The sequence below is a fragment of the Idiomarina xiamenensis 10-D-4 genome, assembly GCF_000299895.1.
In the GTDB taxonomy this organism is placed as follows: domain Bacteria; phylum Pseudomonadota; class Gammaproteobacteria; order Enterobacterales; family Alteromonadaceae; genus Idiomarina; species Idiomarina xiamenensis.
On record NZ_AMRG01000016.1, the window covers coordinates 16,671 to 30,480 of the forward strand.

The window sequence follows — 13,810 nt, forward strand, 5'->3', positions numbered from 1 at the left end:
CTTAATGGTGACTGATGGTTAACTCGGCATTTTGGTAATTAACCCGCCAGTCTTGTGCAGTCGATAGCTCGGTGCAATGCTGATGGTAATGCGCCTGCCGCCAGATACCTAAGGCTAAATCAGGATGCTGCGGGTGCTCGCTGGCTTGGTTGATGAGCAAATGGTCACCGGCGCGCGCCCAACAAATCTGCTGTCGGCGACTATCAACCACACCAATCACGACATCAAAAGCCGCACGAATTCGCGAATGACACAATTCGATGTTCAAATGTTTAAGCAGCTCTTGTGGTTTAAGCAGGGTATCATCTCGCCCACTGAGTAGTTGCCTAACCAATGGATTAATCAGCGTTTTAAGCACTAAAAGTGATAGTAAATGCTTACCTGCCATGGCATTCGAAAGCGCCATAACAAATAACCCGCTATCCTGCGGTAGGCGCCGATAGTCTATCCAAAGCTGATGACTGTCGACATCATTAAATTGATGACTGAAATGATAATGTCCAATATCCAGCGTGCCCACTGGCATTAAGTCACCGTTCAATTGCGCGGCGATGGCATCATCCTGATAAAGCACGTCAATATGGTCATCAAACTCCCAAAAGACACGCTCACAGGCTTGTTCCAACGAATGACGATCAACGCAGTTATTGATGGCATGACGCAGATTGTCCAAACTGTCTAACGGTTTGACCAGATAGTCCCATGCACCAAGCCTGACCGCTTCACGGATATGAGCCATCTGCTCGGATGCCGACATCACAATCACGGGTATTTCTGGTAGGCGCTTAAGTAATTGCTCAAGTACTTGTAAACCGCTAATACCAGGCAGCATTAAATCGCACAGCACGACATCGGGCTGCTGCCGCTGACAGAGTTGCAATCCGGCCTCACCGCTAGCGGCGTGGCTGACTTGAAAACCATTTTGTGACAGGTAACGGCAAGCGAGGTCGGCGAAAACCGCATCGTCTTCGATAACCACGACATGAATATCACTCATAGGCACCTGTAAATGACGCTATATGAATAGTAAGCATGATTCAGCATTGCTGAAGCGTCAATATTGGCTGTGATAAAAGCACTTGAAAAGTCGACCAGTAGCCTGTCGCCAGAGCGACAGGCTAGCGTTAAAATGGCCGAAAAATTATGGCTGGGTTTGCGATTCTAGATCGATGTCATCAAAACGATCGAAATCCTCAAAGTCCTCGAACTCGTCATCTTCCATTTCGACCGGCGGATTGCCATCGTAAACCCGATCACGCCAGTTTTGGAAATACGCTTCACGGACAAACGCGTAAGGGTCCAACGAGTTATTTAACACCCGCTCTTGCTGACGCAACTGAATGCGGGTCTCGAGCCCTTTAATGGTCCAGCGCGCAATATCCATTGGCCACGTTAACAGCGGATAAGGAAAGTACATGCCGTCAACCACATCGCCACCACGGTCAATGACCACCGTCGGTCCTAGCACCGGCAGCATCAAATACGGACCATCGGTCACCCCCCAAGTGGCTAACACCTCGCCAAAGCCCTCCTGACGTTTATTCAAGCCGACATGGCTAGCAACATCAAAGAGCCCCAACAAACCGACGGTCGAGTTGATGACAAAGCGACTTAATGAAACACCGGCATCGGCGAACTTGGCTTGTAGCGTATTGTTAACAAATGACGAAGGTTCGTCGAGGTTTTCCGTCATGTTATACAAAGCACGTCTAACCCCCTCAGGAATTTCATCATAAACATCCGCCGCTGGAGAAATAATATTGCGGTCGAGTTCTTGGTTAAAATCCCACATTTCGCGGTTAAAATGCTCAAACGGATCGCGTGGATCCTGATCCGGGTCTGGAGTACTCGAACAACCCGCCAACAATAACGCTGTCAGTGCGACAATAAGACTTTTCATTCCGTTAAACGCCTATCAATAATAATCGAAACTTGTTGCTCGGGCTGATTTTCCAGCACCGCCGAGCGCCCTTCCAGATCTCCAACGGTAGTGTCGATACGCTGATCTTGAGAAATTCTGGCGACCACTTGCCACTGGTCTAACTGACTCATTTGATAATCGGCCAACATCGCATCGGCATCACTTAGACTCACCGATACCGGTAACTCGCTTAATGGCTGTCGAATCACTGCCGCCGGCATGGGTCGCCCGTTTGGATTAATCACATAAACAAACAACGTCGCATCCGTCGGAATAGCGGCGCGTAATTGTTCGTCAATGGTGACCGTGACTTGTAACGCCTGCGCTTGTTGTTGCTGTCGAGTTTCGGCATCAGCAATCGCATTAGCCAACACTTGGCGTCGCTCTGCGTCTTCTGGTAATTGCGCTAACAACGCCTGCCAAGCTTCAATAGCCTGCTTCCAATCACCGCGCTGGTAAGCGACAAAACCAGCCAGCGACAATGCATCAGCTTGCTGCGGCTGCACCGTTAACGCCCGCGCTAATAAGCTTGAGGCGCGCTGCAACTGCTGCTCGCCACCCACCGCTAACAGCGCTTGGCTATAACTGACTAGGGTGCCGACTCGTTCAGGCTGCAACGCTAACGACTTTTCAAACGCTTGAAAGGCCTCGCCGGTTTGTTGCAGGGTCAACATTAAACGCGCATAGATTAACCATGCTACCGCGTCGTCGGGTTGGCGCGCTAGTTTTTGCCGTAAGCCTAGAGCAAACTGATTGATTTCCTCAATAGTCGCGCTCTCATCGCTATTCATCATGACTTTCTTGCCAAGCTCTGGCAAGGCCGTTAACGCTTGGTCGGCTTGCCACTGCAAACGCCAGCTATTGCCTAAGAAATAGCTACCCACAGCAATCAGCATCACCAGTAAGGCAGGCCACAATAAGCGCGTTTTCCCCGAACCTAATGCTAATTCCTGACGCTCGGTATCAGCTAAGTACTGTCGTTCGAGTTCCTGCTCCGCCTCGCGAAATTCGTCGTCGCCCAGCAAACCTTGGTGATGCTCTTGTTGTAACTCACTAAAGCGTTGCTGATATAGCTGACGGTTAAACGCCTGACGGCTCTGACGCTGCACGGCCTGGCGCCGACCAGCGACCAATAGAAACAACATGCCGATGAGCACTAAGCAAGCCATCGCTAAGCCATTAACGATCATCACTGTGCTCCTCTGCGGTACGTTTTAACTGTGCTAAACGTTGTCGTTCGGCGTCACTCAGCGGCGTCTCATCAGCCGCAATACGACGTTGCCGACGCACTAACACGACAATGGTGGCCAAGCCGATCAGTACAATCACCGCAGGCCCCCACCACAGAACACTGGTAGCTAACGTTAATGGCGGCTGATAATGTACGAAGTCGCCATAGCGAGCGACCATATAATCGATGATCTGTTGCCGCGATTGCCCAGCTTGTACCATCTCTGCGGTGCGGTCACGCAGGTCTTTTGCCAGCGGAGCGTTAGAATCGGCAATGGTTTGATTTTGACACTTAGGACAACGGAGTTCGTTGATCAACTGATGATAAAGCTGCTGTTGTTGCGCATTATCAAATTGGCGAACCTCGGTTGCATTAACCGTCAACACCACTAACAGGCTTGCGATTAGCGTAATAACGAACTTCATTGCGCCTCCAAGCCGTAGTAAATCGGCGCTAATGTCTGCTGCCAATTACGCGCATTGACGTCACCTACATGGCGATATCGAACAATACCCTGTGCGTCGATGATAAACGTCTCGGGAGCTCCATAAACACCAAAGTCGATGGCGACACTGCCCTTTTCATCGAACAAGGTTTGTTGATAGGGGTCACCCAAGGTATTCAACCAATCAACGGCCTTAGCGCGTGAGTCATCCTTATAATTCAAGCCGATGATATTTACACCCTGATCGGCTAATTGATTTAAAAACTCATGCTCAGCACGGCAAGTCGGACACCACGTCGCCCAAACATTGAGTAGCACCGGCTTGCCCTTTAGTAACGACTGATCAAAGCGTTGTTCAGGGTGGTAAATATTCGGTAGCTGAAAAGCCGGTACCGGTTTACCGATCAACGCTGAATTGAGTTCGGTCGGATCGCTGAATAAGCCACGTAAGAGAAAAGCGGCTAAGCCGATAAACAGTGCCAACGGCACAAACAATATCGCTAATTTTAGTTTGCTCATGCTTCAGCTCCCGTCATTGCTGTGCCGCGACGTCGTTGCCGATAGCGCTTATCGGTCAGCGCCAATAACGCTCCAGCAGCCATGATCAACGCCCCCAGCCAAATCCAACGCACAAAAGGCTTAACATAAATACGCAATGCCCAACGCTGGTCGTCAATGGGCTCAGCCAACGCCACATATAGGTCACGTAACAAACTGGTTTGCAAACCAACTTCGGTCATGCTGGTGCGCTGCACTCGGTAAAAACGCTTTTCTGACACTAGCTCGCTGACCAGTTCACCATTTTTAAAGACGCTAAATTCACCGTGCTCGGTATCAAAGTTGGGGCCATCGTAGTGTGCTAATCGGTCAAAACGAACTTGGTAGCCGGCAATTTCAGCCGCTTGTCCCGGCGCCAACGCGACGTCACGTTCAATTTCATAATGACTGACTAAAACAATGCCGATCAACGACACGGCAAAGCCAACGTGGCCGAGCACCATGCCCCAATGACTACGTCCTAAGCGCGTTAAGTGTGCGGCACTGAGCTGACGCTGGGCCAAGCTTTGGCGAATCTCAGCTAAAGTCGCGATTAACACCCAAAATGCCAGAAACAGGCCTAACACCACCATGGTTGGCACCTGCCCAGCCCAAATCGCCGGTAATCCCCATGCTAAAGCTAAAGCCAAGAGCAACGCTAACGCTAATGGTTGTCGAATGGCTTTGAATTCCTGTCGCCGCCAACGCACCAACGGACCGACACCCACCAGCAATGCAAAAGGCACCACTAACCAAGTAAATAGGCGGTTGAAAAAAGGCTCGCCGATAGAAATCGACCCCAGTCCTAACTCTTTATGTACTAATGGTAACAAGGTGCCTAGCAATACCACCGCGGTCGCCGCCATCAGTAAAATGTTATTACCCAACAGCATCACTTCGCGAGAAAATCCCTGATAACGGCCACTGCGACTGACTTTTCCGGCGCGTAATGCGTATAACGCTAAGGAGCCGCCAATGACCACAGCTAATAGCGCTAAAATAAATAAGCCACGAGCCGGATCGGTGGCAAAGGCATGCACCGACACCAATACCCCAGAGCGAACCAAGAAAGTCCCCAGCAAACTTAAGGCAAACGCCGCTATTGCCAACAGCACGGTCCATGACTTAAAGCTACCGCGCTTTTCGGTTACCGCTAATGAATGTATCAACGCGGTCCCCACTAACCACGGCATAAAACTGGCATTTTCGACCGGGTCCCAGAACCACCAGCCGCCCCAACCGAGCTCGTAATAAGCCCACCAACTGCCTAGGGCAATACCGACGGTCAAAAACAACCAAGCGGCCAATGTCCACGGTCTAGACCAACGCGCCCAGGCAGCATCCAACTGTCCCGACCACAGTGCAGCAATGGCAAAAGCGAAAGCGACCGAAAAACCGACATAGCCCATATACAGCATCGGCGGATGAATGATCATGCCGGGATCTTGCAATAACGGGTTCAAATCGCCGCCATCGACAGGAATAAACGGCAAGCTCCGATCAAATGGGTTCGATACGCTCAACATGAACAGGTAAAAGCCAATACTGACCAAGCCCAACACCACCAAGACGCGGGTGATCATGGATAACGGCATACTACGCGAAAAACGCGCTACCGCGGCAATCCAGCTAGCCTGCATGAACATCCAGAGTAAGAAAGAGCCCTCATGTGAGCCCCACACGGCGGTGATGCGATATATTAACGGTGTTTGTGAATTAGAGTTGGCGGCAACATAGGCGATACTAAAATCGTTAACCACAAAGCCCCAAGTTAACATCAGTAACGAAATCGCCGTAAACAACCACAAGCCGTAAGCCAACGGTCTTGCTAACGCCATTTGCGCCGGATTGCGGCGATACAAGCCTAAAGTCGGCCAAACCGCTAGCAAAATCGAGAAAGCCAAGGCTAAACATAACGCCAGGTGTCCTAACTCAGCAATCATCGGCCCGCTCCCGAACTGCTGTCATCCACTTGGTTTGGGTTAACGTGACGAATGCCTTTTATTTGTTCAGCTAGTTCAGGCGGCATGTATTCTTCATCATGTTTGGCCAGCACCTCGCTAGCATCGACTTCGTTTGCCGAGGTCAGTACGCCTTGCGCAACGATACCCTGCCCTTCGCGAAATAGGTCTGGCAAGATACCCTGATAGTTAACCGTCACCAGCGGCCCACCGTCGGTCAGTTGAAAACTCACTTTCAAAGTTTCTGGATCGCGTTTAACCGAGCCTTCGACCACCATGCCACCGATCCGCAAGCGTTGCCCGACGCTAGGCACCTGTTGTTGTTTACCCTTACCTTCAACCAACTCGGTCGGGGTATAAAATAAATCAATATTTTGTGTCAACGCGTAAAGCATCAACGACGCCGCCGCAGCGACACCCACTAGTAACATGGAAACGAGGGTTAAACGTTTTTTTCGACGCGGATTCATGGTGTATTAACCTCCTGCTGGCGACGCTTGGCAAGGCGCTGTTGGCGCTGCTGCAACTGTGTTGCCAAACGTTTTAAGCGACGCTGGGTCCATAAGGTATAGCAAGTCAGCAAGGCTAAAATTAAAAAGCTTAAAGCGAATGCCGACCACACGTACAGGCCGTAGCCCCCCATGTGAATAAAAGCCTGCCAATCAGAAAATGCCATCAGCGAGTCTCCTGCTGTGATACCGCAACTGGCGGGTTAACGCCCAGTTCCGCTTGCGCCCAGGGTCGATGTATCTCATTAAATAGCATCTCGTTGCGTAAGCGCATGATGATGAGTGTGGCGGTGACTAAAGCAAACGCCAGAATGCTCAGTAACAATGGCCAAAGCATATCGTTGGCAATCGACGGACGGCCGAACTTAGTAATGGTGGCGCCCTGATGCAGGGTGTTCCACCACTCTACCGAAAAGTGGATGATGGGCAGGTTGATGACACCAACAATCGCCAGAATAGCGGCAGCCTTGGCACCCGCCTTTTGATCATCAAAGGCAAAATAAAGCGCTAGCACACCGACGTATAAGAAAAACAAAATGAGTTCTGACGTCAGCCGCGCATCCCACTCCCACCATGTGCCCCACATCGGTTTTCCCCAGATGGCACCGGTTAACAGCGCAATAGCAGTCATTGCGGCTCCTACCGGGGCGATGGCGGCGATAGCCCACGACGCGGTACGAATCTGCCAAACCAAGGCAATCAAGGCCATGATAGCCATACCGAAATAAGCACCCATCGACCAAATGGCAGCTGGTACATGAATGTAAATGATGCGATAGCTATCGCCTTGCTGGTAATCTGCCGGCGCGAAAGCTAACCCCCAAACCAGACTAATCAGTAAAGTCACCACGGCACTACAGGCAAACCATGGCAGCAAACGAGAGAGTAAGCGATAACTTGCTTCAGCTTTTGCGTAAGGATGTAACCAGCGCCACATATTAATTCACACTCACTTTGACCGCTGCCGCAACAGCTAGCGGTGAACAGGTTAAACTTAGTACGGTTAAGGCCGCCAAAATGGCTAATAAACCTTGATTAGGCATACCGACCACCGCCGCCTCGACTGCCGCTGTGGCAAAAATGAGCAACGGTATAAATAACGGGATCAGGATCAGACTTAGCAGCGCGCCACCGCGTTGAGCGCCAGCGGTCAGCGCCGCCCCGATTGCGCCAATCGCGCTTAACAGCGGAGTACCTAACAGCAGACTGAGCATTAACGTTAACCAAGCCGATGTCGGCAGATTTAGCAACATTGCTAATAGCGGCGACAGCATAATCAACGGCAACCCAGTTAACAACCAATGCGCGGCTATCTTACTGAGCATGATCAAACTTAATGGACAAGGCGACAAGCAAAGCTGCTCTAGAGTACCGTCTTGTAAATCGTCACGAAATAAACGCTCCAGCCCCAATAGGCTTGATAACAAGGCGGTTATCCAAATAATGCCGGGCGCGATACGCGCTAAAACATCGGGGCCCGGACCAACGCCGAGCGGAAACAGCGTAACCACCATGAGCAAAAACAACAATGGGTTAATCAGGTCGCTTTTACGCCGCACCGCTACCGTTAATTCGCGTTTAAAGACAGTACTCATCACTTGCCAGCTATTACGCGTATTCATTGCTGGCTCCTTGAGTCGTTGCGGTAACGCTTGCTTGGTCAGCTGTGCTGCTAGCCGATTCGGTCAACAGGGTTAAACGGCGATAGTCACCAGCAAAATCATGCAATGCCTGATGCGAGGTCATTACAATCGCGCCACCGGCGTCTAAATGGCTTAAAAAACGCTGTTGCAATAACCGAATACCCGGCTGATCGAGTGCCGTAAAAGGCTCGTCCAAGATCCACATCGTGGCCTGATTAGCCCATAATCGTGCCAACGCGATACGTCGCTGCTGGCCGGCTGACAATTGACGTGCCGGGATATCTTCTAGACCCAGCAGGCCGATACGCTCGAGTATATCCCAGTCATCGTTGACGTTGGCCGCGACACCGTCCATTTGCCGCTGAAAAGCCAAATTCTCAAGTGCGGTTAAATCGGCCTTAACGGCAGCCTTGTGACCGATAAATAAAAGCTCTCGATAAAAACCGTCAAGTTGCTCAGCTAACGGCTGCTGACGGTATTCGATTTGACCTTGCTGCAACGGTAGTAAACCCGCTAAGGTGCGCAGTAAGGTAGATTTTCCGGCGCCATTTATGCCTTCGACATGCCATAGCTGCCCCGCACAGACGGATAATGATAAATCACTAAACAGTGTTCTATCACCACGACTGCAAGCCAATGCTGATGCCTGAAGCAATGCCACCATGAAAACCTTGTTCAACTACCTTAAAATTTTGCCGATAATACCACAGCGGGAATCAATTTTAACGTAAAACAGAGGCTAAACTTATTATGGCTAACGGCCAGTCACCTTTAGGTCAGCTATTGCAAAGCATTGCCAGCTCGAGCACCGCCTCGACTGCCAACAATAGCCAACTGCTAGCCGAGTTGAGTCGTCCGGGACACAGCCATTTGGCACAGGTGGTGAGCGTCGCTAACAGTCAGATCGTCTTGCAGCTAGGGCGTCAACAGTTGACGCTTAACAGCCAAGCGTTACCCGCCGCTATTCAGCAACAATTGCAGCAAGGCGCACGCGAGTTACTGTTGTTTAATCCGCCCGCCAATACGCAAAAGTTGTCGCAAGGGCCGAGTCAACAAGCCGATATCCGGCTTTGGTTATTGCCGTTAAAAGCCGCTCAAGATGGTCAATTGCAGCTCATGAATCGGCAACAACCGCTGGTCAACTGGCAACTGAATGAGCGCCAGCAATTGATCTTCCAACAAGGTTCAACAACGGTAGAACTACCGCGCCGTTTGCCCCCTATGGTGGCAAACTTTTTAGCCTCACACGGCAGTTTAAAATTGGAATTCGCGCTGACTCAGCCATCTGCTACACGCCAAGAGCCGCAACTGGTCGTCAGCTTACATTCGGCCAAACCCTCTTACCAAGTGCCACCACGAGCGCAAATTCCGCAATTGACCATGCCCTTAGCGAGCCCGTTAGCACAGCAATTGCTGAAGTTCAGTGAACAAGGCGTGAGTCGTTTAGCGTTAGAGCAATTGTTACAGTCTATGCGGCAACCGTCAGGCTTTATCGCACCGTTGCCGGGTCATGAACAAACGCTTGATGCTACTCGCTTATTGCAAGGCCGGGCGGCGTCACCACAACAGGTCATGCAACGCTTAACCGAATTACTGCAGAACGCACCGCCGACACGCGACGTAAATAACACGGCGTTGGCGCAATCCATTAAAGCGCTGGCTGAACAGTATTCAATCAGCAGCGCCGCTACAGCAGCGCCTGCTCGGCCCGCGTCAGTGGCAGCTAGCGCGGCTCAGGCCGATGTCGAATTACAACAACTATTAACGCAACTATTGGCAAAAAGTCCGCAGGCAGAGCAGTTAGCGCAACAACCGCAAGCCTTGCAGCACTGGGTCTCACAGTGGTTTGCAGCGCGTCCTTTAGCATTACAAAGTGCACAACAACTGGGTGGCTTGGGGCAAGCTTTGTTATTGTTGTTGGGCGCTCGCCTGCAACAACAACAGCCGCAAGGCGGCACACAGCAATGGTTACAGCAGTTGCAGCAATGGCTGCAGCCAGCGTCAAATAGCGCCGCTAAAGCCACTAATGCGGCGCTTAACAGCGCCCCACCCACAACTGAAATGAATAGCCCACTGGCGCAAGCTTCCAGCAGCTTAGTCAGTCGCTTGCTACAAACCTTAGGCAGTGCTTTTGCAAGCGCCCAATTGAGCCAAGCGCGCCTGCAAGAGTCGAGCGCTAACCAGCAGCCCGACTATTACATTTTGCTACCACCTGCAGCGCAACAAAATAAGCAAGATGAACTGTTAATACAACGCCGTAAAGATCGTCGTCGAGATCGTCAACAGCAAGATATTTGGTTATTTACCTTACGTTTAGATACACAGCGTTTAGGCGTTATTATGGCTAAGGGACGTTATCAGCAAGGTCATGCACAAATTGATTTTTATACCAACAATAGCGCCACTCAGCAGCAATTAGAAACACACCTAGCGGTTTTGCAAGGACGCTTGCAAGCGCAGCAGGTTAATCAGGTCGACTTTAGCGTGCAGGCGGGAGACATCCCCGAGAGCCTGGCAGAGCAAGCTTCGGGCGTCATAAGGGTCAGCGTATGAAAACTCCAGAGGGTGAGCAGCAACCAGACAAACAAGCTATCGCGTTGAGCTATGATGGCGCGAACACGCCGACGGTGGTGGCAAAAGGCTATGCCGAGCTTGCTGAGGAGATCATCGCCGTAGCCAAGGCGCACGGCGTCATGGTTCATAACGATCCGGAACTATCAGACAGCTTAGCCAAGCTCAATGTTGGAGAAGAAATACCGCAACCGCTGTATGTCATTATCGCTGAACTGATTGCCTTTGCTTATTATCTGGATGGTCGCTTTCCTAGCCAGTGGGAATACGGCTTACCACTCAGTAAACCGCCAGCCGCCGATGACGATTAAAAGCGCTATCACGCTCAATCGGCTTTGGGACGATGCAAACTCAGCAACAACTCGGCTTCGGCTCGCGGCAGTTCGCACTCACTCATTAACTCTTCGACGTCGGCGCCTTGGCTAACCAGTTTAGCCGCGCGCTGATAAAGCTTACCGCCGGGGTCTTGTTCTGCCACGTCTTGTACTCGTTGCTCGACACCAAACAGCTTTTCTTGTAAGGCTTGCATTTCGGCATTAACACCCAAGGTACTCGACTTCAACGCGCCAAGCTCATCACGTAAGCGCAACACTTCATGCGCAGCTTTGGTGACTATCTGTAAACGCGCTTGCTGTTGCAGTAACAAACGTTGTTGTTGTTGCAACCGAAGCATCACCATAACCGCTACACCTAAAACAATCACGACCGCCGCCACCGCAATGATCAGGGCAACATTGTTCCACATAGGTGCTTGCGATAGATCAGTCATGGTTTCGCTCATGGCCTAAAATGGGTGTGTTATAAGCGCGATATTTCATCCCACTCTTCGTCGGTCAACAATTTATTCAAGTCTACCAAGATCAGCAATTCACCATCACGGTTGCTAACGCCCTGAATAAACTTAGCGCTTTCTTCGGTACCGACGTTCGGTGCACTGTCGATTTCCGACGAGCGTAAATAAACCACTTCGGCAACACTATCAACCAAGATGCCGACCACTTGCTTGTCAGACTCGATGATGACGATACGAGAGTTATCGTTAACCTCGGTAGTCGGCAGGCCGAACCGCGTACGGGTATCAATCACTGTCACCACGTTACCACGCAGATTGATTATCCCCAACACATAGTCAGGCGCACCGGGAACCGGAGCAATTTCACTGTAACGCAGCACTTCTTGTACCTGCATGACATTAATGCCATAGGTTTCATCCTCTAAACAAAAGGTGACCCATTGCAGGATTTGATCCTGAGATTCTGCCTCAGTACTCTTTTTTAACGTACGGTTCTCACTCATTTTGCTGTGCTCCGTGTATCAGCGATCCAACTTGGTGGCGTGTTTCACGCCCAAGCCTTGGTCTAATAGTTTAATCAGTGCGTTCACATCAAGCAATGCACACATGCGCTCGCGTACCACCCCAGCTAACCATGGACGACGGCTGTCGACGCTTTTGCGCCACTGAATGGCGTCAGGCTGTAGCGGCTCGCTCGTCACCAATCGCTCGCACGCCAGCCCCCAGCGACTATCACTCAACATGATTAGATACTGGTAATCTAACTGCTCGGCAAGTTGTTCATTATACTTTTCTGGCATCACCCAACGCGCCGTATCGACCGCATGCAGCTGATCGTCACGTTCGGTCATAATGCCCATAAACCAATCGGGCTTACCGAATAGCGGGCTAACCTTACCGAGTTGGTGAATACCCCCCAAACTTTTCAACGGCACTGCCAGCGTCAAACCGGCGACCGAAAAAAACAGTGCCTGAAAGTCATTCTCTTGATATTCGGCTAATACATCGTCTGGCGCCGCGACTGGCTCGGTCGTATTTGGCGCAGCCTCGGTCGCGATGGTCGGCATCGGCTCGGCTTGTTGCTGAGGTTGATGTTCCTCAATAAATTCTGGCTTACCCTCGTCAACACTGACGTCGGTACTCTCATTTACTGCACTGGTTGCGATCTCAGCGGCGCTTGTGGTCTCGCTATCAACCACAATATCAAGGTTGTCGGCAACCACCTCTACCTGCTGTGGATCCGGCGTAGCAACTTGTAATTGCGCAAGCGAAACACCCTGTAATAACTTTTCTAGCTGCTGCTGACGATCATCCACAGCAAGCTGTTCAGGTTGTTCCTCGACGCTCGGCTGTTCATCCAGTAAAGCCGCTAAATAATCGGTCATCGCTTGTTCATGCTGGCGGCGGCTCATAAACGTTCTCCAGCTTTATCTAACTGTAATACATGAGTGAGCAACGACTGATAGGCTAATACGCCACGCGACTTTGGTGCGAACTGTGACGGTACCTGCTGCGCTCGACTGGCATCACGGAACTTGGTATCGACGGGGATCATACCGTTCCAAACATGTTCGCCATAGAGTTCGCGCAGACGTTGGTGCGCTTGCATTGAGGCGTTAGTGCGACGGTCATAAAGTGTGGGTACGATCGTGTAAGGATGTTGCTGTTGCCGCGAATTGGCAATCAAGGTCAGGGTTCGCATCATCCGTTCTAGCCCTTTTAGCGCTAGAAACTCGGTTTGCACAGGAATCAAAATACGTTGGCAAGCGGCAATGGCGTTGACCATTAACACCCCGAGTACCGGCGGCACATCAATCAACACATAGTCATATTCTTGACGAACTTGATGTAAGGCTTTTTTCAGTATTAAGCCCATACCGCTTTGTGTACCTAATTTGCGGTCTAAGGTAGCCAGCGCCATGGTTGACGGTAATACATCCAAATTTTTCACCGCAGTCGGCTGTAACGCTTGCATAAATTGTTCGGCAGTCATGCCCGCATTTTGCGTAAAAACGTCAAAAGCGCTCAGTTCAAGGTGCTCAGAATCAATACCAAAGTAATACGTCAACGACGCATGCGGGTCGATGTCTACCAATAACACACGCTTGCCGCGGTCAGCCAATAAGCCGCCGAGCGCAACCGTGGTGGTGGTTTTGCCGACTCCACCTTTTTGATTGGCAATGGTCCAGACTCTCAAGC

Annotated in this window: 17 protein-coding genes; 2 read left to right on the forward strand and 15 right to left on the reverse strand. The window is 50.9% G+C overall.

What is annotated here, in order from left to right; translation table 11 throughout:
* Position 1: 1 nt before the first annotated feature.
* The 11 genes from A10D4_RS11235 to ccmA form a co-directional block, all read right to left on the reverse strand.
* Positions 2–997, reverse strand: coding sequence for a response regulator (locus tag A10D4_RS11235; protein WP_008489626.1), 996 nt, complete (start codon positions 995–997; stop codon positions 2–4).
* Positions 998–1,141: 144 nt separating this feature from the next.
* Complete coding sequence (locus tag A10D4_RS11240) at positions 1,142–1,900, reverse strand: MlaA family lipoprotein (RefSeq protein WP_008489627.1); 759 nt, start codon at positions 1,898–1,900, stop codon at positions 1,142–1,144.
* Positions 1,897–3,111: a c-type cytochrome biogenesis protein CcmI gene (gene ccmI, locus A10D4_RS11245; RefSeq protein WP_008489628.1), complete on the reverse strand. Its 1,215-nt coding sequence runs from the start codon at positions 3,109–3,111 to the stop codon at positions 1,897–1,899. The genes A10D4_RS11240 and ccmI overlap by 4 nt, the downstream gene beginning before the upstream one ends.
* Positions 3,101–3,577 carry a cytochrome c-type biogenesis protein gene (locus A10D4_RS11250; protein WP_008489629.1) on the reverse strand — a complete coding sequence of 159 codons (477 nt, stop codon included), beginning with the start codon at positions 3,575–3,577 and terminating at the stop codon, positions 3,101–3,103. The genes ccmI and A10D4_RS11250 overlap by 11 nt, the downstream gene beginning before the upstream one ends.
* Positions 3,574–4,116, reverse strand: a complete 543-nt coding sequence (locus A10D4_RS11255) for a DsbE family thiol:disulfide interchange protein (RefSeq protein WP_008489630.1) — start codon at positions 4,114–4,116, stop codon at positions 3,574–3,576. Before A10D4_RS11255 ends, A10D4_RS11250 begins: the two co-directional genes overlap by 4 nt.
* A complete protein-coding gene (locus A10D4_RS11260; RefSeq protein ID WP_008489631.1) occupies positions 4,113–6,077 on the reverse strand; it encodes a heme lyase CcmF/NrfE family subunit in 1,965 nt (654 codons plus the stop codon). The genes A10D4_RS11255 and A10D4_RS11260 overlap by 4 nt, the downstream gene beginning before the upstream one ends.
* On the reverse strand, positions 6,074–6,565 hold the full coding sequence (gene ccmE, locus A10D4_RS11265; protein WP_008489632.1) for a cytochrome c maturation protein CcmE: 492 nt from the start codon (positions 6,563–6,565) through the stop codon (positions 6,074–6,076). The genes A10D4_RS11260 and ccmE overlap by 4 nt, the downstream gene beginning before the upstream one ends.
* Positions 6,562–6,771, reverse strand: a complete 210-nt coding sequence (gene ccmD / locus A10D4_RS11270) for a heme exporter protein CcmD (protein ID WP_008489633.1) — start codon at positions 6,769–6,771, stop codon at positions 6,562–6,564. The genes ccmE and ccmD overlap by 4 nt, the downstream gene beginning before the upstream one ends.
* The gene (locus tag A10D4_RS11275; protein ID WP_008489634.1) at positions 6,771–7,541 is read right to left on the reverse strand and encodes a heme ABC transporter permease; all 771 of its coding nucleotides are present in this window, start codon (positions 7,539–7,541) and stop codon (positions 6,771–6,773) included. Before A10D4_RS11275 ends, ccmD begins: the two co-directional genes overlap by 1 nt.
* A 1-nt stretch (position 7,542) precedes the next feature.
* A complete protein-coding gene (ccmB, locus tag A10D4_RS11280) occupies positions 7,543–8,226 on the reverse strand; it encodes a heme exporter protein CcmB (protein WP_040502902.1) in 684 nt (227 codons plus the stop codon).
* Positions 8,213–8,911, reverse strand: coding sequence for a cytochrome c biogenesis heme-transporting ATPase CcmA (gene ccmA, locus A10D4_RS11285; RefSeq protein ID WP_008489636.1), 699 nt, complete (start codon positions 8,909–8,911; stop codon positions 8,213–8,215). The genes ccmB and ccmA overlap by 14 nt, the downstream gene beginning before the upstream one ends.
* 86 nt (positions 8,912–8,997) lie before the next feature.
* Here ccmA and fliK point away from each other — a divergent pair, with 86 nt between their 5' ends.
* Together fliK and A10D4_RS11295 are read left to right on the forward strand one after the other, a co-directional pair.
* Positions 8,998–10,800, forward strand: coding sequence for a flagellar hook-length control protein FliK (fliK, locus tag A10D4_RS11290; RefSeq protein ID WP_008489637.1), 1,803 nt, complete (start codon positions 8,998–9,000; stop codon positions 10,798–10,800).
* Positions 10,797–11,129 (forward strand): EscU/YscU/HrcU family type III secretion system export apparatus switch protein, encoded by a 333-nt coding sequence (locus tag A10D4_RS11295; protein ID WP_008489639.1) that lies wholly within the window; start codon positions 10,797–10,799, stop codon positions 11,127–11,129. Before fliK ends, A10D4_RS11295 begins: the two co-directional genes overlap by 4 nt.
* Positions 11,130–11,143: 14 nt before the next feature.
* Here the strand turns inward: A10D4_RS11295 and A10D4_RS11300 are convergent, their stop codons facing one another.
* From A10D4_RS11300 to A10D4_RS11315, 4 genes are read right to left on the reverse strand one after another with little or no spacing between them, the layout of a single operon-like run.
* Complete coding sequence (locus tag A10D4_RS11300) at positions 11,144–11,587, reverse strand: DUF2802 domain-containing protein (protein ID WP_008489640.1); 444 nt, start codon at positions 11,585–11,587, stop codon at positions 11,144–11,146.
* Between the two features lie 29 nt (positions 11,588–11,616).
* Positions 11,617–12,114: a chemotaxis protein CheW gene (locus A10D4_RS11305; RefSeq protein WP_008489641.1), complete on the reverse strand. Its 498-nt coding sequence runs from the start codon at positions 12,112–12,114 to the stop codon at positions 11,617–11,619.
* Between the two features lie 18 nt (positions 12,115–12,132).
* A complete protein-coding gene (locus A10D4_RS11310; protein WP_008489642.1) occupies positions 12,133–13,023 on the reverse strand; it encodes a chemotaxis protein CheW in 891 nt (296 codons plus the stop codon).
* Entirely contained in the window at positions 13,020–13,808 is a 789-nt protein-coding gene (locus tag A10D4_RS11315) for a ParA family protein (protein ID WP_008489643.1), read from the reverse strand. Before A10D4_RS11315 ends, A10D4_RS11310 begins: the two co-directional genes overlap by 4 nt.
* Between the last annotated feature and the right edge of the window lie 2 nt (positions 13,809–13,810).

What these genes read in the sequence shown, in the direction of transcription:
- A10D4_RS11235 (WP_008489626.1), bottom strand. Translation starts at nt 997, where the DNA reads ATGAGTGATATTCATGTCGTGGTTATCGAAGACGATGCGGTTTTCGCC.
- A10D4_RS11240 (WP_008489627.1), bottom strand. Translation starts at nt 1,900, where the DNA reads ATGAAAAGTCTTATTGTCGCACTGACAGCGTTATTGTTGGCGGGTTGT.
- ccmI (WP_008489628.1), bottom strand. Translation starts at nt 3,111, where the DNA reads ATGATCGTTAATGGCTTAGCGATGGCTTGCTTAGTGCTCATCGGCATG.
- A10D4_RS11250 (WP_008489629.1), bottom strand. Translation starts at nt 3,577, where the DNA reads ATGAAGTTCGTTATTACGCTAATCGCAAGCCTGTTAGTGGTGTTGACG.
- A10D4_RS11255 (WP_008489630.1), bottom strand. Translation starts at nt 4,116, where the DNA reads ATGAGCAAACTAAAATTAGCGATATTGTTTGTGCCGTTGGCACTGTTT.
- A10D4_RS11260 (WP_008489631.1), bottom strand. Translation starts at nt 6,077, where the DNA reads ATGATTGCTGAGTTAGGACACCTGGCGTTATGTTTAGCCTTGGCTTTC.
- ccmE (WP_008489632.1), bottom strand. Translation starts at nt 6,565, where the DNA reads ATGAATCCGCGTCGAAAAAAACGTTTAACCCTCGTTTCCATGTTACTA.
- ccmD (WP_008489633.1), bottom strand. Translation starts at nt 6,771, where the DNA reads ATGGCATTTTCTGATTGGCAGGCTTTTATTCACATGGGGGGCTACGGC.
- A10D4_RS11275 (WP_008489634.1), bottom strand. Translation starts at nt 7,541, where the DNA reads ATGTGGCGCTGGTTACATCCTTACGCAAAAGCTGAAGCAAGTTATCGC.
- ccmB (WP_040502902.1), bottom strand. Translation starts at nt 8,226, where the DNA reads ATGAATACGCGTAATAGCTGGCAAGTGATGAGTACTGTCTTTAAACGC.
- ccmA (WP_008489636.1), bottom strand. Translation starts at nt 8,911, where the DNA reads ATGGTGGCATTGCTTCAGGCATCAGCATTGGCTTGCAGTCGTGGTGAT.
- fliK (WP_008489637.1), top strand. Translation starts at nt 8,998, where the DNA reads ATGGCTAACGGCCAGTCACCTTTAGGTCAGCTATTGCAAAGCATTGCC.
- A10D4_RS11295 (WP_008489639.1), top strand. Translation starts at nt 10,797, where the DNA reads ATGAAAACTCCAGAGGGTGAGCAGCAACCAGACAAACAAGCTATCGCG.
- A10D4_RS11300 (WP_008489640.1), bottom strand. Translation starts at nt 11,587, where the DNA reads ATGACTGATCTATCGCAAGCACCTATGTGGAACAATGTTGCCCTGATC.
- A10D4_RS11305 (WP_008489641.1), bottom strand. Translation starts at nt 12,114, where the DNA reads ATGAGTGAGAACCGTACGTTAAAAAAGAGTACTGAGGCAGAATCTCAG.
- A10D4_RS11310 (WP_008489642.1), bottom strand. Translation starts at nt 13,023, where the DNA reads ATGAGCCGCCGCCAGCATGAACAAGCGATGACCGATTATTTAGCGGCT.